General features: G+C 63.4%; 12 protein-coding genes. 11 read left to right on the top strand and 1 reads right to left on the bottom strand.

The window, feature by feature from the left end; translation table 11 throughout:
* Positions 1-80 precede the first annotated feature (80 nt).
* A complete protein-coding gene (locus CO670_RS20145; protein ID WP_097591877.1) occupies positions 81-1691 on the bottom strand; it encodes a phosphoenolpyruvate carboxykinase in 1611 nt (536 codons plus the stop codon).
* Positions 1692-2030: 339 nt separating this feature from the next.
* Here CO670_RS20145 and CO670_RS20140 point away from each other — a divergent pair, with 339 nt between their 5' ends.
* The 11 genes from CO670_RS20140 (at position 2031) to addA (ending at position 19254) form a co-directional block, all read left to right on the top strand.
* The gene (locus CO670_RS20140) at positions 2031-2768 is read left to right on the top strand and encodes a response regulator transcription factor (protein ID WP_189636746.1); all 738 of its coding nucleotides are present in this window, start codon (positions 2031-2033) and stop codon (positions 2766-2768) included.
* Between the two features lie 79 nt (positions 2769-2847).
* A complete protein-coding gene (locus CO670_RS20135) occupies positions 2848-4638 on the top strand; it encodes a sensor histidine kinase (RefSeq protein WP_097591876.1) in 1791 nt (596 codons plus the stop codon).
* Positions 4635-5084 (top strand): serine/threonine protein kinase, encoded by a 450-nt coding sequence (locus CO670_RS20130; RefSeq protein ID WP_097591875.1) that lies wholly within the window; start codon positions 4635-4637, stop codon positions 5082-5084. Before CO670_RS20135 ends, CO670_RS20130 begins: the two co-directional genes overlap by 4 nt.
* 150 nt (positions 5085-5234) lie before the next feature.
* Positions 5235-5636 (top strand): PTS sugar transporter subunit IIA, encoded by a 402-nt coding sequence (locus CO670_RS20125; RefSeq protein WP_088675366.1) that lies wholly within the window; start codon positions 5235-5237, stop codon positions 5634-5636.
* A gap of 9 nt (positions 5637-5645) precedes the next feature.
* Positions 5646-5921 carry an HPr family phosphocarrier protein gene (locus CO670_RS20120; RefSeq protein WP_097591874.1) on the top strand — a complete coding sequence of 92 codons (276 nt, stop codon included), beginning with the start codon at positions 5646-5648 and terminating at the stop codon, positions 5919-5921.
* 144 nt (positions 5922-6065) lie between these two features.
* The gene (gene ahcY, locus CO670_RS20115) at positions 6066-7466 is read left to right on the top strand and encodes an adenosylhomocysteinase (RefSeq protein WP_097591873.1); all 1401 of its coding nucleotides are present in this window, start codon (positions 6066-6068) and stop codon (positions 7464-7466) included.
* A gap of 203 nt (positions 7467-7669) precedes the next feature.
* Positions 7670-10255 carry a PAS domain-containing sensor histidine kinase gene (locus CO670_RS20110; protein ID WP_097591872.1) on the top strand — a complete coding sequence of 862 codons (2586 nt, stop codon included), beginning with the start codon at positions 7670-7672 and terminating at the stop codon, positions 10253-10255.
* Positions 10252-11763, top strand: a complete 1512-nt coding sequence (gene tsaE, locus CO670_RS20105) for a tRNA (adenosine(37)-N6)-threonylcarbamoyltransferase complex ATPase subunit type 1 TsaE (RefSeq protein ID WP_097591871.1) — start codon at positions 10252-10254, stop codon at positions 11761-11763. The genes CO670_RS20110 and tsaE overlap by 4 nt, the downstream gene beginning before the upstream one ends.
* Before the next feature lie 13 nt (positions 11764-11776).
* Entirely contained in the window at positions 11777-12508 is a 732-nt protein-coding gene (locus CO670_RS20100; RefSeq protein ID WP_097591870.1) for a nucleotidyltransferase family protein, read from the top strand.
* Positions 12509-12512: 4 nt separating this feature from the next.
* Positions 12513-15707 carry a double-strand break repair protein AddB gene (gene addB, locus CO670_RS20095; RefSeq protein WP_097591869.1) on the top strand — a complete coding sequence of 1065 codons (3195 nt, stop codon included), beginning with the start codon at positions 12513-12515 and terminating at the stop codon, positions 15705-15707.
* Positions 15700-19254 (top strand): double-strand break repair helicase AddA, encoded by a 3555-nt coding sequence (addA, locus tag CO670_RS20090; RefSeq protein ID WP_097591868.1) that lies wholly within the window; start codon positions 15700-15702, stop codon positions 19252-19254. Before addB ends, addA begins: the two co-directional genes overlap by 8 nt.
* Positions 19255-19298 lie beyond the last annotated feature (44 nt).

Raw genomic sequence — 19298 nt, 5'->3', positions numbered from 1 at the left:
GGCTTCACAAGCAAAACCCGGCAATCCTTCGACGCCGGGTTTCACGTGAGTCAGAGTCTTTGTTTTAAGACAGGCTCTTCTTATTCGGCTGCGACCTTCACGCCGGGAGCCGCATCGCGGACGCCGCCATCGACGTGGTCCTCGAACTTGGCGAAGTTGGCGATGAACATCGAGACCAGCTTTTCGGCCTGGGCGTCATAGGCTGTCTTGTCGGCCCAGGTCGAGCGCGGATCGAGAATGCCGCCGTCGACCCCGTTGACGGAAACCGGCACGGCGAAGCCGAAGTTCGGATCCGCACGGAATTCGACCTGGCCGAGTTCGCCGCTCAGCGCGGCGGCGAGAAGCGCGCGCGTCGCCTTAATCGGCATGCGCTTGCCGGTGCCGTAGGCGCCGCCGGTCCAGCCGGTATTGACCAGCCAGCAGTTGACGCCGTGGCGGCTGATCAGATCCTTCAGCAGGTTGCCGTATTCGGCCGGATGCCGCGGCATGAAGGGCGCGCCGAAGCAGGTGGAGAAGGTCGCTTCCGGCTCGACGACACCCTTTTCGGTGCCGGCCACCTTGGCGGTGTAGCCGGAGAGGAAGTGATACATGGCCTGATCGGGCGTCAAGCGCGCGATCGGCGGCATGACGCCGAAGGCATCGGCCGTCAGCATGATGATCGTCTTCGGATGGCCGGCGCGGCCGGTTTCCGAGGCGTTCGGGATGAAATGCATCGGATAGGCGCAGCGGGTGTTTTCCGTCAGCGAACCGTCGTCGAAATTCGGCTCGCGGCGTTCGTTGAGGACGACGTTTTCGAGCACGGTGCCGAAGCGCTGGGTCGTCGCGTAGATCTCCGGCTCGGCCTCGGCCGAAAGACGGATGGTCTTGGCGTAGCAGCCGCCTTCGAAATTGAAGATGCCGTTTTCGCTCCAGCCGTGCTCGTCATCGCCGATCAGCGTGCGTGCCGGATCGGCCGAAAGCGTCGTCTTACCGGTGCCGGAAAGGCCGAAGAAGACTGCCGCATCGCCATCCGGGCCGACATTGGCCGAGCAGTGCATCGGCATCACGCCCTTGGCCGGCAGCAGGTAGTTAAGCACGGTGAAGACCGACTTCTTCATTTCGCCGGCATAGGATGTGCCGCCGATAAGTACGAGGCCGTTGGTGAGATCGCAGGCGATCACGGTTTCCGTGCGGCAGCCGTGGCGGGCCGGATCGGCCTTGAAGCTCGGCAGGTCGATGATCGTCAGCTTCGGCACGAAGGTGGCGAGCGCCGCCGTCTCCGGGCGGATCAGCAGATTGCGGATGAACAGCGAATGCCAGGCGAACTCGGTGACGACACGGGTCGGCAGGGCATGGCCTTCCTCGGCGCCGCCGACGAGGTCCTGAACGAAAAGGTCCTTGCCCGCGGCATGCGCCAGCATATCGGCGCGCAGCAAGGCGAAATGCTCCGGCGAGAGCGGCTTGTTGTTGTCCCACCAGATTTCGCCATCGGTATTGGCGTCGCGAACGACGAACTTGTCGCGCGGCGAACGGCCGGTGTGCTGGCCGGTGAGAGCCCGGAGCGCGCCCTGAGCGGTCAGTTCGGCTTCACCCCGGCGGATCGATTCCTCATAGAGCGCGGCGGCGGAAAAGTTATAGCGAACGCTGGCTGCGCCGCCCAATCCAACCGTTGCAAGCTCCGTTGCCGGGTTATGAACTCCGAACTTTTCCATGGCTAGTTCCCTTTGCTCAGGCTCGTTGCCGTTAAAACTAAGCGCGAAAATACGGGGAGAAATTTTAAAAGACAAGAGACCAAAATTGAGAAAATTCAGTAATATCAAATAATTAATCGATTTAAATTTCCGCCGTTATTTTTAAATCGTTTGAATGCACCGCGTTGCAACATTTGTATGCACGACTTGGGGTTGCCGGCGAATTTTAAGACAATCCTCCCCTTTATCTTTGCCACAATTTGTTCCACCTTTATCCTCCATAAGCGCATCCGGTCACTGAGACCGCCTGGGGACGACGAAAATCCGGGAGATTGCGCACCGATGATGGAGACCAACACCATGCCGACAATCGCGCTCGTTGACGACGACCGCAACATCCTCACCTCGGTGTCGATCGCACTGGAGGCCGAAGGATATAAGGTCGAGACCTATACGGACGGTGCCTCGGCGCTCGACGGCCTTCTGGCGCGTCCGCCGCAGCTTGCGATCTTCGATATCAAGATGCCGCGCATGGACGGCATGGAACTGTTGCGCCGTCTGCGGCAGAAATCGGATATTCCGGTCATCTTCCTCACGTCCAAGGATGAGGAGATCGACGAACTCTTCGGCCTGAAGATGGGCGCGGACGATTTCATCACCAAACCTTTCTCGCAGCGCCTTCTGGTGGAGCGCGTGCGCGCCGTCCTGCGCCGCGCCTCGAGCCGCGAAGCCGCGGCTGCCGGCGGCACGAGCCCGAGCGGCGCACCGAAGGCCGGCGCCGTGCAGCAGGCCCGCTCGCTGGAGCGTGGGCAGTTGGTCATGGACCAGGAGCGCCATACCTGCACCTGGAAGGGTGAGGCCGTGACGCTGACGGTGACCGAGTTCCTGATTTTGCATTCGCTGGCGCAGCGCCCGGGCGTCGTGAAAAGCCGCGATGCGCTGATGGATGCCGCCTATGACGAACAGGTTTATGTCGACGACCGGACCATCGACAGCCACATCAAGAGGCTGCGCAAGAAATTCAAGATGGTCGATACCGATTTTGATATGATTGAAACGCTCTACGGAGTGGGATATCGCTTCCGCGAAGCAGCCTGAGCCCAGCCGGCGCGGCGCGAGAGAAAGTTCAGGGCTGCGGGCCGGTTCATCCGGCCCCGCCCTTTGAAAGGGCCTGTCATTGGCACAGTTGGTGCAGGAAAGGGATCTGGACGATGCGGAGGGCGTGAGCACCCGTCGCGTCCGTGGCCGCCGTTGGTCGCATCCCTTCACGCTGATCCGCCGCATCTTCGGCAACGCCGTGTTTTCGAGCCTGACGCGGCGCATCCTGTTCTTCAATCTGGTCGCGCTGGTGGTGCTCGTCGGCGGCATCCTCTATCTCAACCAGTTTCGCGAAGGCTTGATCGACGCCCGCGCCGAAAGCCTGCTGACGCAGGGCGAGATCATCGCCGGCGCCGTCTCCGCCTCCGCGTCGGTCGATACGAACTCGATCACCATCGATCCGCAGAAGCTGCTGGAGCTGCAGGCCGGCCAGAGCATCACGCCGGTGCCGAACGACGAGGATCTCGAATTCCCGATCGATCCGGAGAAGGTCGCCCCGGTCCTGCGCCGGCTGATCTCTCCGACGCGCACGCGCGCGCGCATCTTCGATGCCGACGCCAATCTGCTGCTCGATTCGCGTCACCTCTATTCGCGCGGCCAGGTGCTGCGCTTCGACCTACCGCCGGTCGAGGAAGAGAAGCAGACCTGGAGCGATTGGTTCGCGACGCTGTTCAACAAGGCGCTGCAGCCCGGAAATCTGCCGCTCTATAAGGAAGCGCCGGGCGGCGACGGTTCGATCTATCCCGAGGTGATGAACGCCCTGACCGGCGTGCGCGGCGCGGTCGTGCGCACCACGGAAAAAGGCGAGCTCATCGTTTCCGTCGCCGTGCCGATCCAGCGCTTCCGCGCCGTGCTCGGCGTGCTGCTGTTGTCGACGCAGGCTGGCGACATCGACAATATCGTCCATGCCGAACGGCTCGCCATCATGCGGGTGTTCGGCGTGGCGACGCTCGTCAACGTGCTGCTTTCGCTGGTGCTGTCGTCGACCATCGCCAATCCGCTGCGCCGCCTTTCGGCGGCGGCCATCCGGGTGCGCCGCGGCGCCAAAACGCGCGAGGAGATCCCTGACTTCTCCGCCCGCCAGGATGAAATCGGCAATCTTTCCATCGCCCTGCGCGAGATGACGACGGCTCTCTACGACCGCATCGACGCGATCGAGAGCTTTGCGGCCGATGTCAGCCACGAGCTCAAGAACCCGCTGACCTCGCTGCGCAGCGCCGTCGAAACGCTGCCGCTCGCCAAATCCGAAGATTCCAAGAAACGGCTGCTCGACGTCATCCAGCACGATGTGCGCCGTCTCGACCGCCTGATCAGCGATATTTCCGACGCCTCGCGCCTCGATGCCGAACTTGCGCGCGTCGATGCCGGCTCCGTCGACATGGAGGTGCTGCTGCGCGACCTGATCGACGTGTCCCGCCAGATCAGGGGTAGCAAGAAGCAGGTGGAGATCGAATATGCGATCGAGCGCAAGCCGAACATCAAGACGCGCTTCGTCGTCAACGGCCACGACCTGCGCATCGGCCAGATCATAACGAACCTGATCGAAAATGCCCGCTCCTTCGTGCCTGAGAAGGGCGGCAAGATCACCGTGCGGCTGGTGCGGACACGCTCGCGCTGCGTCACCACCATCGAGGACAACGGCCCCGGGATCCAGGCCGAGAATATCGACCGCATCTTCGAGCGCTTTTATACGGACCGCCCGGAATCGGAGGGTTTTGGCCAGAATTCCGGCCTGGGCCTATCGATCAGCCGGCAGATCGCCGAAGCCCATGGCGGTTCGCTGCGAGCGGAAAACATCACCGACGGCGAGAACGGACGCATCCTCGGCGCGCGCTTCATCCTCGCCCTGCCGCTCGACGCCGCCGCATGAGCGAGGCTCCCAACATCCATGCGACGGCGATCGTCGTGGGCAGGACGGGGCTCCTGTTCAGCGGGCCTTCCGGCTGGGGGAAATCGATGCTGGCCTTTACCTGCATGACCGAGGCCCGCCGGCTCGGCCTCTTCACGGCGCTGGTCGCAGACGACCAGGTCCTTCTCTCGGAAGAGACCGGCTCGGTAATTGCCTCATGCCCGCCGTCGATCGCCGGGCTGATCGAGCTTCGCGGCACCGGCATCGTCCGGCAGGATCACGTCCCGCAGGCAATCATGCATTATGCCGTCCTGCCCGGCAGCGCGTCAGGTGAAAACCGCGTCCCTCCCGAGGGCGAAATCGTCAGTCTCGCCCCCGGTTTTTCGTTTCCCGCATTGCGGTTGCTCACAAACGTTCCCTCGCCGCTCGCGGTCCTGATGGCGAAAGCGCCGGATATCGGGGGCTGAAGGCTTCCGGATTGATCAATCCGCCTTATATATTTGCATTTTTATCTTGCACTTCGGCTTTTCATAGCCAAGATGTGCCGCCACCGGTGGACGTAATTGCTGCATTGCGATATCTCAGCCACCGTTTGCGGATATGGGAGCAGTAATATCATGATCGGACTTGTGCTTGTCACTCATGGCAAGCTGGCTGAAGAGTTTCGTCATGCTGTCGAGCACGTCGTCGGTCCTCAGAAATTCATCGAGACGGTCTGTATTGGCCCCGAAGACGACATGGACCAGAGGCGGCAGGACATTCTGGCAGCCGTTTCCGGTGCAGACGACGGCCATGGCGTCGTCATCCTGACCGACATGTTCGGCGGTACGCCGTCCAATCTCGCCATATCGGTCATGAGCAGCGGCCATACCGAGGTCATTGCCGGCGTGAACCTGCCGATGCTCATCAAGCTCGCCGGCGTGCGCGGCGAGAACAACATGGAGAAGGCGCTGGTGGAGGCTTCCGAAGCCGGGCGGAAATATATCAATGTCGCGAGCCGTGTGCTCAGCGGAAAATAACGGGCCTTCATGACGTCGCTTTCCCGGGAACTCCTCATCATCAACAAGCGCGGTCTTCACGCGCGCGCCTCCGCCAAATTCGTGCAGATGGTCGAGAATTTCGATGCCGCCATCACCGTTTCCAAGGATGGAATGACGGTCGGCGGCACGTCGATCATGGGCCTCATGATGCTTGCGGCCAGCCCCGGCTCAAGCGTCGTCGTCTCGGCGAGCGGCAGCCAGGCCGCCGAAGCGCTGGAGGCGCTGGATCAGCTGATCCAGAACAAGTTCGGCGAAGAAATGTGAACTCCACCGAGTTCATATAAACATATAAAGACTTCTTTATATCCTTATTGCCATCCCGTGCGAAGCCTGATAAACGGCGGGCATGCCGTGCGCTTGCGTGCGCCTGCGCCAATTTTTGAGACGTTTTTCAGCCTGGAGACCTCTATGAGCACTGAAAAAGATTATGTCGTCGCCGATATCGGGCTTGCGGATTTCGGCCGCAAGGAAATTACGATCGCCGAAACCGAAATGCCGGGCCTGATGTCCTGCCGCGCCGAATTCGGCCAGGCAAAGCCGCTGAAGGGCGCGCGCATCACCGGCTCGCTCCACATGACCATTCAGACGGCCGTGCTGATCGAGACGCTGGTGGCGCTCGGCGCCGAAGTCCGCTGGGCTTCCTGCAACATCTTCTCGACGCAGGATCATGCCGCTGCCGCGATCGCCGCTGCCGGCGTTCCGGTCTTCGCCATCAAGGGCGAGTCGCTCGAGGATTACTGGGTCTATACCGACAAGATCTTCCAGTGGGCCGATGGCGGCCTTTCCAACATGATCCTCGATGATGGCGGCGACGCCACCATGTACATCCTGCTCGGCGCCCGCGCCGAAGCCGGCGAGGACGTGCTCTCCAACCCGCATTCCGAAGAAGAGGAAATCCTCTTCGCCCAGATCAAGAAGCGCCTTGCCGCTTCTCCGGGCTGGTTCACCAAGCAGCGCGACGCCATCAAGGGCGTCACCGAGGAAACCACGACCGGCGTCAACCGCCTCTATCAGCTCAGCCAGAAGGGCCTGCTGCCCTTCCCGGCAATCAACGTCAACGATTCCGTCACCAAGTCGAAGTTCGACAACAAGTACGGCTGCAAGGAATCGCTGGTCGACGGTATCCGCCGCGGCACCGACGTCATGATGGCCGGCAAGGTCGCCGTCGTCTGCGGTTACGGCGACGTCGGCAAGGGTTCTGCCGCTTCGCTCTCCGGCGCCGGCGCCCGCGTCAAGGTCACCGAAGCCGATCCGATCTGCGCCCTGCAGGCTGCCATGGACGGTTACGAAGTGGTTCTGCTCGAGGACGTCGTTTCCTCGGCCGATATCTTCATCACCACGACAGGCAACAAGGACGTCATCCGCATCGACCACATGCGGGAGATGAAGGACATGGCGATCGTCGGCAATATCGGCCACTTCGACAATGAAATCGAAGTTGCTGCGCTGCGTAATCTCAAGTGGACGAACGTCAAGCCGCAGGTCGACCTGATCGAATTCCCCAAGGGCAACCGCATCATCCTTCTCTCCGAAGGCCGCCTGCTCAACCTCGGCAATGCGACGGGCCATCCCTCCTTCGTCATGTCGGCGTCCTTCACCAACCAGACGCTGGCGCAGATCGAGCTTTTCACCAAGCCCGGCCAGTACGAGAACAAGGTCTACATCCTGCCGAAGCATCTCGACGAGAAGGTCGCGCGCCTGCATCTCGACAAGCTCGGCGTGAAGCTTACCCAGCTCAGCGAAGAGCAGGCTGCCTATATCGGCGTGAAGCCGCAGGGCCCGTTCAAGTCCGACCACTACAGATATTGATCTCATCATCAATATCCACAAGATGTAGAAGCCGCGGCATTGACAAATGCCGCGGCTTATTTTTTGGACGCTCCCTTCCCGCCGATTCCCTTCCGAAGTATTGTTTTAAGACTTGATTCGTGGCGCCGGACCCGATCCGTCCGCCCCGAAAATGGGATGTCTTGTCGTAATGCGGCACATTGAAGGACGGAGACATACCGCGGATGTCGGAAATGAAAAACAGCCTGCCCGGTCAGGCGGATGACGGCGCTCGCGTCGGTCGCCGCCCGCTCACGGCAGGCCAAGGATATAAATCTGCGACGGCACACGAGGCCGCAAAGCAAGAGCATGGATCATTGGCGCGCTTCCTGAAAACCTGCGCGGCCGGCACGGCGCTTGCCGCGCTGGCGCGGCCGGTTCTGGCACAGACCGAGCAGCAGGCGGCGGCCTCGGCTCACCTCTTCACATCCTCGCAGGTGGTCGGCGTTTCCGTCGTCATCGGCGTCATATCGGCAGCGCTGCTTTCGACGCTGTGGCTCGTGCGCCAGCGCGGCAATCTGGAAAGCGAGAGCCGGGAAATCCGCTCGGCGCTTTCCGATGCACAGCAGCGCATTTCGCAATACCAGGCGCTGATTGCCGACAAGAACCGGCGGATCGTCATCTGGGACGGCAATACGCGCCCTGAGCTTCTCGGCCAGCTTCCGCCGGAGACCGGCGCGCCGCAGGACGGCGAGTTCCTGGCCTTCGGCCTGTGGCTGAAATCACGCTCGGCCTCCGACCTGGAAAAGGCGATCGATCGGCTCCGTGACGGCGCGCAGAGCTTCGACATGGTGGTCGAAACCATTCGCGACGAAGTCCTCGAGGCGCAGGGCCGGGTTTCCGGCGGGCGCGCCTTCGTTCGCTTCGTGGCGCTCAACAATCTGCGCGCCGAGCTCGCAGAGCTCAGGATCGAGCGCGACCGGCTGATGACCTCGATCTCGGCCTTCCAGACGATGCTCGACGCAATCGACATGCCGGCCTGGCAGCGCGACCCGGCGGGCCGGCTGACCTGGGTCAACCAGGCTTACGGCGAGGCGGTCGAGGCACGCACGCCACAGCAGGCGATCAATGAAGGCCGCGAGATGCTGACGACCGTGGCGCGTGAACGCATCCGCGCGACGACGACGCCGGAATCGCCCTTCCACGACACGATCTCGACGGTGGTGCACGGCAACCGCACATTCTTCGACGTCGTCGACGTCAAGGTTCCCGGCGGCTCGGCCGGCATCGCAGTCGACGTTTCCGACATAGAAGCGGTGCGCGCCGAGCTGGAACGGACGCTGAAGAGCCACGCCGAAACGCTCGACCATCTGGCGACCCCGGTCGCCATTTTCGACGGCGACCGCAGGCTGCAATTCTACAACCAGGCCTTCGTCGCCCTCTGGGAGCTGGATATCGCCTTCCTCGAAGGCCGGCCCGACAATAGCGAGCTGCTCGAGCGGCTGCGCGCGGCCAAGAAGCTGCCGGACCAGCTCAATTGGAAAAGCTGGAAGGAAGCAGCCCTTTCCGTCTACCGTGCGCTCGATACGCAATCCGATCTCTGGCACCTGCCGAACGGGCAGACGCTGCGCGTCTTTGCGACCGCCCATCCGCAGGGCGGCGCCACCTGGGTGTTCGAAAACCTGACCGAACAGGTCGACCTCGAAACCCGCTACAACACGCTGGTCAAGGTGCAGGGCGAAACCATCGACCACCTCTCCGAAGGTGTGGCGGTGTTCGGCCCCGATGGTCGCATCCGCTTGTCGAACCCGGCCTTCCGGGCGCTCTGGGGGATCACCGAAGCCGAGGCCAAGCCCGGTACCCATATCCGCGCGCTCGGCGAAGCCTGCGCGCCATCCTACGACCGGCCGGACGGCTGGAAGACCTTTGCCGAACTGATCACCAGTTTCGACGACGAACGCCGCTCGGGCCAGGGCACGCTGGAACTCTTCTCCGGTCTCGTGCTCGATTACGCCGTCATCCCGCTGCCGAATGCGCAGACCATGCTGACCTTCGTCAACATGACGGACAGCGTGCGCGCCGAGAGGGCGCTGACCGAGAAGAACGAAGCGCTGCGCAAGGCCGACGAGCTGAAGAACGACTTCGTGCAGCACGTGTCCTACGAGCTGCGCTCGCCGCTGACGAATATCATCGGCTTTACCGACCTGCTGCGCACGCAGGGCGTCGGGCCGCTGAACGACCGGCAGGCCGAATATATCGACCACATCTCGACCTCGTCCTCGGTTCTCCTGACACTCGTCAACGATATTCTCGACCTGGCGACCGTCGATGCCGGCATCATGCGGCTGAACTACGCGGAGATCGATCTCAACGACCTGCTCGACGACGTGTCGATGCAGATCGCCGATCGCCTTCACGAGAGCGGCGTGGCGCTCGAAATCACCGCGCCGGCCTATCTCGGTTCGATCGTCGCCGATCCGCAGCGGCTGAAACAGATTCTGCTGAAGCTGCTTTCCAATGCCGCTAATTTCTCGCCCGAGGGCACTTCGATCTCGCTGGAATGCCGCCGCGAAGGCACGGATTTCGTCTTCTCCGTCAGGGATCACGGCCCCGGCATTTCGCCCGACATGATCGCGACCGTCTTCGACCGCTTTGCGACGGGAGCAAAAAGCGGCAAACGCGGCGGCGCCGGCCTCGGCCTCTCGATCGTCGACAGTTTCGTTAGCCTGCATCATGGCGACGTGACGATCGACAGCGAGCCGGGCAAGGGCACAACCGTCGTCTGCCGCATCCCCTCGGTCGATATCCCGCATTCCGCCGCCGCCGAATGACGACCGGGGACGCCATCTCGCTTTTCCTGAAGGACGAGGCGGCCACCATTCGCTTCGGCGAAGATCTGGCGCTCGCCCTGAAGGCCGGCGATTGCCTGGCGCTCTCGGGCGATCTCGGCGCCGGAAAATCCTCGCTCGCACGCGCCATCCTGCGCGCCATGGCCGATGACGAGGGTCTGGAAGTTCCAAGCCCGACCTTCACGCTGGTGCAATCCTACGATCTCCGAATCCCCGTTTCGCACTTCGATCTCTACCGGCTGGGCGATCCGGCCGAACTGACGGAACTCGGCTTCGACGAAGCGCTGCAGAACGGCATCTGCCTGGTCGAATGGCCCGAGATGGCCGAGGGCGAATTGCCTGAAACGCGCATCTCGCTGCGGCTCGACCATGAAGGCGCCGGCCGCCGCGCGACGATTACGGCGGCTGAGAAAACCGCGGCCCGCATCCGCCGCGTGCTTGATATCCGCAGCTTCCTTGCCGATGCCGGCTATGGCGAGGCCAGGCGGCGGTTTCTGATCGGCGATGCGTCGCTGCGCGCCTATGAATCCGTCTACCCCAAGAAGGGCGAACGCAAGATCCTGATGGACTGGCCGCCGCTTCCGGACGGGCCGCCGGTTCTGGACGGCAAGCCTTACCCCAAAGTCGCCCATCTCGCGGAAAACGCCTATCCTTTCGTGGCGATCGCCAATGCATTGCGCGAACGCGGCTTTGCCGCGCCGGAGATCTACAAGGTCGATTATAACAAGGGCATCCTGCTGATCGAGGACCTCGGCAGCGAGGGCGTGCTCGATGATGCGGGGCGGCCGATCGCCGAGCGTTACCGGCAAAGCGTCGCCTGCCTCGCGCATCTTCATTCCATGCAGATTCCGAGGGATATCCCGGTTTCGGCCACACATACGCACCACATTCCCGATTTCGACCGCACGGCGATGAAGATGGAAGTGCGGCTGGTGCTCGACTGGCATATTGCCTGGAAGCGCGGCACGCCGCCGACGGATGCCGAGCGCGAGGAATATCTTGCGATCTGGGACGATCTGATCGACGAGCTGAAATCGGCTGAGACCAATCTGCTGCTTCGCGACTTCCATTCGCCGAATATCATCTGGCGCGAGCATGAGAGCGGCATCCGCAGGATCGGCATCATCGACTTCCAGGATTCGATGATCGGGCCGACCGCCTATGACCTTGCCTCCATCGTCCAGGATGCCCGCGTTACCATCGAGCCGGATCTTTTCAGGCAGCTGATGGACGACTACCTCAAGATCCGCCGCGCGCAGGCGGGCTTCGACGAAGCGGGATTCATGAAGGCCTGGGCCATCATGTCGGCGCAGCGCAATTGCAAGCTTGCCGGTCTCTGGGTGCGGCTCTTGCAGCGTGACGGCAAATCCGGCTATCTCAAGCACATGCCGCGAACACTTGCCTATCTCCGGGTCGCGCTCGAGCATGAGGCGCTTGCCCCCTTGCGCGATTGGTGCGCAAGGGCTGGAATAGGCGAGAGCGAATCATAAGTTCCGGATCAGCATGACGATCAGACAAGCCATGGTACTGGCCGCGGGTCTCGGGACCCGCATGCGCCCGATCACCGACACGATCCCGAAGCCGCTGGTGAAGATCGACGGCAAGCCGATGATCGACTATGCGCTGGATTCGCTGGTTGCTGCCGGCGTCGAACGGGCCGTCGTCAACGTCCACCACCATGCCGGCCAGATGCTCGATCATCTCGGGAAATATCGCGGCCTCGACATCGTCATATCCGACGAGCGGGAAGCGCTGATGAATTCCGGCGGCGGGCTGGCCAAGGGCCTGACGCTGCTTGGCCGTGACAACCTCTTCGTCATGAATGCCGATCTCTTCTGGATCGGCGAAAAGCCAGGGCGGCCGACGAATCTGCAGCGTTTAGCCGGATTCTTCGATGCCGCGCGCATGGACATGGCGCTGCTCTGCGTCAGGATCGAGGATACGACCGGTCATAACGGCAAGAACGATTTCAGCCTTGCCGCGGACGGCCAGCTGACCCGGTATCGCGACGATCCGTCCAATCCCGTCGTCTATGCCGGGGCGATCGTCATGAACCCGGCGCTGTTCGACGACGCGCCGAAGGATGCCTTCAACCTCAATATCTATTTCGACAAGGCGATCGCGCGCGGCCGGCTGTTCGGCATGGTTCTCGAAGGCCATTGGCTGACTGTGGGAACACCGGAGGCGATCGGCGAAGCGGAGGAAACGATCCGCAGGTTGCGGGCGTTCGCGTGAGCTCATGGCGGAGCGGCACCAGCCACGCATTCTGACGATCCCGGCGGGCCTTTCCTTCCTGAAAACCCTGGCGGCGACACTGTGCGACGGCCGGCTGACGCCTCTCTTCCGGCACGACGCCGACGATCCGCTGTCGCTCGCGGGGGTGACGATCTACCTGCCGACCCGGCGCGCGGTCCGCGTGCTGCGCTCGGAATTCGTCGATCTGCTCGGCGGCCGCTCGGCGATCCTTCCCGTCATCCGTCCGCTCGGCGAAACCGATGACGATAGCGGTTATTTCGACGAAGCGCTGCCGGCGACCATCGACCTCGCCCAGCCGCTGTCGAACACCGCCCGCCTGCTGGAGCTTGCCCGCCTCATCCTTGCCTGGCGAAACAAGCTGCCGGAGATCGTCCGCCACATTCATTCGGATTCGCCGCTCGTTGCGCCGGCAAGCCCGGCGGATGCGATCTGGCTTGCCCGCAATCTCGCGGAGCTGATCGATTCCATCGAGACCGAGGACCTCGACTGGTCGGAACTGTCGAAGCTCGACACCGGCGACTATGCGGCCTGGTGGCAGCTGACGGCGGAATTCCTGCAGATCGCCAGCGCATTCTGGCCGGAGCGGCTTTCCGAGCTCGGCAAATCCTCGCCGGCACGGCACAGGAACGCCATCCTCCGAGCCGAAGCGAACAGGATTTCGACGATGACGCCTGCCGGGCCAATCATCATCGCGGGTTCGACGGGCTCCGTTCCCGCCACCGCCGATCTCATCGCCGCCGTCGCCAATCTGCCCGAAGGCGTGATCGTGCTGCCGGGCCTCGATCTCTCCATGCCGGATCGCCACTGGCCGATGGTCGCGCCGGAACCGGCGCCCGGACAACATGCCAACCCCGCAAGCCGCAGCCATCCGCAATATGGCCTGTCGTCGCTGCTGAAGCGGCTGAAGCTCACGCGCGCCGACATCGCGCTTCTCGACAGGCCGGAAGCCGATCTCGACCGGCGCGCAGAAATCCTGTCACGTGCGCTCAGCCCAGCCGAGGCGACCAGCGACTGGGGGGCATGGAAAAACGATCTGCCTGACGGCGCCCTGTCCTCGGCCTTCGCCGATGTGTCGCTGATCGAAGCCGCCAACGAGCGCGAGGAAGCGACCGCGATTGCCATTGCGCTCCGGCTGGCGCTGGAAAGGCCTGGGCAGGACGGTGAAAGCCGGGCGGCACTCATCACGCCGGACCGCAATCTCGCCCGCCGGGTAATGGCGGAGCTTTCCCGCTTCGGCATCCTGGCCGACGATTCGGCCGGCACGCCGCTTTCCGCCACGCCGCAGGGCACCCTGCTGCAATTGCTGCTGGAGGCGTCGCTGCGGCCGGGCGATCCGGTGGCGATCGTCTCGCTGCTCAAACACCCCCTCGCCCGTTTCGGGCTTGAGCGCGACGCGTTGATTTCGGCCACCGAGGCGCTCGAGCTGCTGGCGCTGCGCGGCGGCGTGGCCGAGGTAGATATCGGTGCGCTCGAACCACTGCTCGCCCATCAGCTTGCCGAACAGGCCCTGGACAGGCACGCGCCGCAATGGCGAAAGACGCTTCCGCCCGAAGCAGCCGACGCCGCATACGAGCTCGCGCGCCGGGTTCAAAGGGCAACGGAACCTCTGGCTTCGGCGCTGATGCGGCACCGGCCGGAAGATCGCGGCCGGACGGCAAGCTTCACCTTGTCCGACTGGGCGGAGCGCACCGGCCGTTGCCTCGAATCCGTCGCGGTGGATCCGAAAGGCAATCTCGCCGATCTCTGGTCCAACGAAGCGGGCGATGCGCTCGCCGCCTTGCTCGGTGAGGTCATCGACACCGACGGCCAGATGGAAGCCGACGGACCGCAATGGATCGACATCATGGCGGCCCTTGCCGCCGGCCATGCGGTGAAGCCACGGGCGCTCAGCCATCCCCGGCTCTTCGTCTTCGGCACGCTGGAAGCCCGCCTGCAGAGCGTCGACACGATGATCCTGGGTGGCCTCAATGAAGGCTCCTGGCCCGGGCAGACCGCCAACAATCCCTTCATCCCACGCATGATGAAGACGGAAATCGGCCTGGAGCCACCGGAACGGCGCATCGGTCAGCTGGCGCATGATTTCGAGATGGCGAACGGCACGCGGCACCTGATCTATTCGAGAGCGCTGCGCCAGGGTTCGACGCCGACAGTCGCCTCGCGCTGGCTGCAGCGGTTATTGGCGCTCGGCGGAGAGCCGTTCGAAGCGGAATTGAAAGGCCGCGGCAACCGGTTCCTGCAATGGGCGGGCCTCATCGACCGGGGCGAAGTGCAAGCACCCGCGCAGCGGCCCTCGCCGAAACCGCCGCTGGCGCTGCAGCCGAAATCCTATTCCTTCAGCGAAGTCGGCCGGCTGCGCCGCGATCCCTATGCGATCTATGCCCGCCGTGTCCTGCGGCTCGACCCCGTCGATGCGTTCAATCGCGAGCCGGGAGCGGCCGAACGCGGCACGCTCTATCACAAGATCATCGACCGGTTCATCCGCGAGGCGCATGCCGCCGGCACGCCGGAGGCGGTTGCGGCGATGGAGCGCATCCTTTCCGAGCTTTTCGACATGGAGAGGCTGCCGCCGCATATCGACGCCGTGTGGCGGCCACGCTTCCGTGAGGTGGCCCGCGCCTTCCTCGCATGGGAAGCCGACCGGCGGCCGGGCATTCGCAAGACGCTGACGGAGGTGCGGGGCGGCGTCGAGCTGGAGCCGATCAATATCCGGCTCAACGGTGTTGCGGACCGTATCGACATAGTGGGACCGAACGGCGCCGATATCATCGACTACAAGACCGGCTACAATCCTTCGCCGGCGCAGGCGCGCGCGCTTCTCGATCCACAGCTTGCTCTCGAGGCGGCAGCGCTCAGCGCAGGCGCCTTCCGCGATGCCGGCAGCCTCGTGCCGCAGGATCTGCTCTATGTCCGCCTGCGGCCGGGACGGCGTTTTCTGGTCGATACCGTCAATAACGAGAGCTCGGCGCGCAGCGACAAGGCAAAATCGGCAATGGATCTGGCCGAGGAATCGATCGATCAGCTGGTCAAATTCGTGGGGTTGCTGCAATCCGGCGAAAAAGGCTTCACCTCGCGGCTCATTCCGGCGCAGCAATTCGATTTCGGCGGAGACTACGATCATCTCGCCCGCGTCTCCGAATGGTCGACGGCCGAAAACGAGGAAGGCGGCGGCGATGAATGAAACGACCGACCTTCCCGACAGCGACGAACCGGGCGCCTGGATCGGCTGGACGACGATCCAGCAGGCGATCGCCTCCGACCCGGCGCGTTCGGCCTGGGTCTCGGCCAATGCCGGATCCGGCAAAACCCACGTTCTGACGCAGCGCGTCATCCGGCTTCTGCTTGCCGGGGCGCGGCCTTCGGCCATTCTCTGCCTCACCTATACGAAGGCGGCGGCGTCGGAAATGTCGAACCGCGTCTTCGAGCGGCTGGCGGAATGGGTGGTGCTCGACGATGAAGACCTCAGCCGGCGGATCAGCCAGATCGAGGGTGCAGCACCCGACAGGATCAAGCTCGCCGAGGCCCGGCGGCTGTTTGCCAAGGCGCTGGAGACGCCGGGCGGGCTGAAGATCCAGACGATCCACGCCTTTTGCGAGGCGCTGCTGCATCAGTTCCCGCTGGAGGCCAATGTCGCCGGGCATTTCTCGGTTCTCGACGATCGCGCGGCGGCGGCACTGCTTTCCGATGCGCGCCGCGCCTTGCTGACGGCGACCGCGCCGGCGGGAGACAGCACGCTTGCCGAGGCATTTGCCTATGTGCTCAATCTCGGCGACGAATCCGGCCTTGAGAATCTGCTCGGCGACATCGTCGCCAACCGTAATGCCATCCGCCGTTTCACCGCGACGGCCGAACAGCAAGGCGGCGTGGAGATGGTGCTGCGCGAGAGGCTTGGCCTTGCCGCCGACGACACGGAAAGAGGGATCGCGGCGCAATATTGGCCGCTGCCGGAGCTTTCGGGCGGCACGCTGGAGCTTTATCTCTCGCTTGCCGACCAGAAGGGCGGTGCGAAGGCGCAGGAGGTTGCTTACGGCCTCAGGCTGGCCGGACGTGAGCGCGACGACACGAAACGCGCGGAGATGCTCGAAAAGATCTTCCTGACGGCGGCAAAGGGCGAGCCAAAGGCGGATTCGCAATTCTTCGTCAAGGCCATGCTTGCCGAAGCGCCGCAGCTGGCCGATGCCATTGCTGCTGCCCGCGCGCATGTCGCGGCAAGCCGTGACCGGCTGAAAATGATGCGGATGTACGGCGCCACCCATGCCGCACTTGTGCTCGCCGACCGGCTGAATCATGACTACGAGGAACTCAAGAAGCAGCGCAGCCAGCTCGATTTCGAGGACCTGATCACCAGGACCGCCGACCTGTTGACGAAAAGCGGCGTCGGTCCCTGGATCCATTACAAACTCGACCGGGGTATCGACCATATCCTGGTCGACGAGGCGCAGGATACCAGCCCGATCCAATGGAGCGTCATCCAGTCGCTCGCCGAGGATTTCTTCTCCGGCGAAAGCGCCCGGCCGGTCGTGCGCACGCTCTTTGCCGTCGGCGACGAGAAACAGTCGATCTATTCCTTCCAGGGCGCGCGGCCCGAACGGTTCTCGGAAGAGAGCGACCGGACGCGCCGGCGCGTTTCCGACAGCGGCCAGAGCTTTTCCTCGATCCGGCTGCCGCTTTCCTTCCGCTCGACCGCCGACGTGCTCGAAGCCGTCGACCAGATCTTCACGTCGCCCGACAATGCCCGCGGCCTCAGCGCGGTCGGCGAACCGGTCGTGCATCGTTCCAGCCGCATCGGCCATCCCGGTGCCGTCGATCTCTGGGAAATGGTCGCCCCTGAAGTCGTTGTGAAGGAAGAGGACTGGACGGCGCCCTTCGACGCGACGCCGGAAAGCGCGCCCGCCGCAATCCTGGCGCGGCGGATCGCCCATTCGATCGGCGCGCTCGTCGGCCGCGAGACGATCGTCGAAAAAGGCAGGGAGCGCCTCATCGAAGCCGGCGACATCCTCGTGCTGGTGCGCAAGCGCGACGCCTTCGTCAATGCGCTGACGCGCGCGCTGAAACGCCGCGGCGATATCCCCGTCGCCGGCGCCGACAGGCTGGTGCTGACCAGCCATATCGCCGTGCAGGATCTGCTGGCGCTCGGCCGCTTCCTGCTTCTGCCTGAGGACGATCTCTCGCTTGCCGCCGTGCTCAAGAGCCCGCTTTTCGATCTCTCGGAGGACGATATCTTCGCGCTCGCCGCCCTGCGGAGCGACAATGAGAGCGTCTGGAACCATCTCAAGAAATTCGCCACTGATGGCACGGAACGTTTCCGTACCGCGTTCGAGAAGCTGGAGCTCTTCCTGCGCCAGTCGAAAAGCCTGTCGGTGCATGATTTCTATGCGCGTGTGCTGAGCAGCCATGGCGGGCGGCGGCAATTCCTGGCACGTCTCGGCACCGAGGTCAGCGATATTCTCGACGAGTTTCTGACGTTTACCCTCGACCACGAAACATCCGGCCTTCCCGGCCTGCAATCCTTCATCTCGACCCTGGAACTCGAGGCGCCGGAGGTGAAGCGCGAGCAGGACAAGGGGCGCAACGAGGTCAGGATCATGACCGTGCATGCGTCCAAGGGTCTGGAAGCGCCGATCGTCTTTCTCGTCGACGGCGGTTCGAAAGCCTTTACGCATACCCATCTGCCGAAGCTTCGGCTGATCGAATCGAAGTCCGGCGAGCCGCCGATGCCGGTCTGGGTTCCTGCTTCCGACCTCGCCAACTCGCTGACGCAGAGCGATGCGGCGCGTATTCAGAAGCTGGCGGAAGAAGAATATCGCCGGCTGCTCTATGTCGCCATGACGCGCGCTGCCGATCGCCTCGTCGTCTGCGGCTATCGCGGTGTGCGCGCCAATAACGACACCTGGCATATGATGATTTCGGCGGCGCTGCACGAAGATCATCCCTATGTGGAAAACGCCGCATTCTCCGGCCCGGACGGCGAGTGGCAGGGCACCAGATGGCGCGTGCCGCGCGTCGAACTGAGCTTCGAACGTCTCGACCGCAGCCAGCACCACGAAAACGAGGAAACCCTGCCGGAGGACCTGTTGCGGCCTCTGCCGCCGCAGGCCGAGCTGCCGCGGCCGCTCAGCCCTTCCGGGGCCGGCACGATCGTCGATGAAGACGAAGGCAGCCTGCTCGTCACCTCGCCGCTGTTCGGCGAGAAGGCGCGCAGCGATCGGTCGCTGGAGAAAGGCAGACTGATCCATCGCATGCTGCAGGCGCTTCCCGACATTGCGGCTGCGGAACGGCCCGACGCGGCGGAGCGCTATGCCGAGCGGGCGGCCCGGTTCTGGCCGGACGCCGAACGGCGCAAACTGGTTGATTCGGTTCTGAAACTATTGGATGAGGAAGATCTGCGGCCCGTGCTCGGCGAGCAGGCGCGACCCGAAGTCTCGATCATGGGAACGCTGACGCTGGACGGCAGGCGCTATGCGGTTTCCGGCCGCATCGACCGGCTTGCCGTGCTTGCCGACCGCGTCGTCATTCTCGACTACAAGACCAACCGGGTGCCGCCGGCGAGCGAAGAGGCGATCCCCTTTGCGCATAAGGCGCAGCTTGCGATCTATCGTGAGATCCTGTCGCCGCTCTATCCCGGCAAGCGCATCGAGTGCATGCTCGTCTACACGGAGAATGCGTCGCTCTATATGCTCAGCGAAACGGCGCTCGGTTTGGCGCTTGCAGGACTCAAGACAAAGTGAAATACCGGACATTGAAAATTCGGCACCGCAGCATCACATGTGGT

The sequence above is a fragment of the Rhizobium sp. J15 genome, assembly GCF_002531825.1.
GTDB lineage: Bacteria > Pseudomonadota > Alphaproteobacteria > Rhizobiales > Rhizobiaceae > Rhizobium.
This window is presented reverse-complemented; position numbering and strand designations above follow the sequence as displayed.

Coding starts and splice junctions, on each gene's coding strand:
- CO670_RS20145 (WP_097591877.1), bottom strand. CDS start 1,691: ATGGAAAAGTTCGGAGTTCATAACCCGGCAACGGAGCTTGCAACGGTT.
- CO670_RS20140 (WP_189636746.1), top strand. CDS start 2,031: ATGCCGACAATCGCGCTCGTTGACGACGACCGCAACATCCTCACCTCG.
- CO670_RS20130 (WP_097591875.1), top strand. CDS start 4,635: ATGAGCGAGGCTCCCAACATCCATGCGACGGCGATCGTCGTGGGCAGG.
- CO670_RS20125 (WP_088675366.1), top strand. CDS start 5,235: ATGATCGGACTTGTGCTTGTCACTCATGGCAAGCTGGCTGAAGAGTTT.
- CO670_RS20120 (WP_097591874.1), top strand. CDS start 5,646: ATGACGTCGCTTTCCCGGGAACTCCTCATCATCAACAAGCGCGGTCTT.
- ahcY (WP_097591873.1), top strand. CDS start 6,066: ATGAGCACTGAAAAAGATTATGTCGTCGCCGATATCGGGCTTGCGGAT.
- CO670_RS20110 (WP_097591872.1), top strand. CDS start 7,670: ATGTCGGAAATGAAAAACAGCCTGCCCGGTCAGGCGGATGACGGCGCT.
- tsaE (WP_097591871.1), top strand. CDS start 10,252: ATGACGACCGGGGACGCCATCTCGCTTTTCCTGAAGGACGAGGCGGCC.
- CO670_RS20100 (WP_097591870.1), top strand. CDS start 11,777: ATGACGATCAGACAAGCCATGGTACTGGCCGCGGGTCTCGGGACCCGC.
- addB (WP_097591869.1), top strand. CDS start 12,513: ATGGCGGAGCGGCACCAGCCACGCATTCTGACGATCCCGGCGGGCCTT.
- addA (WP_097591868.1), top strand. CDS start 15,700: ATGAATGAAACGACCGACCTTCCCGACAGCGACGAACCGGGCGCCTGG.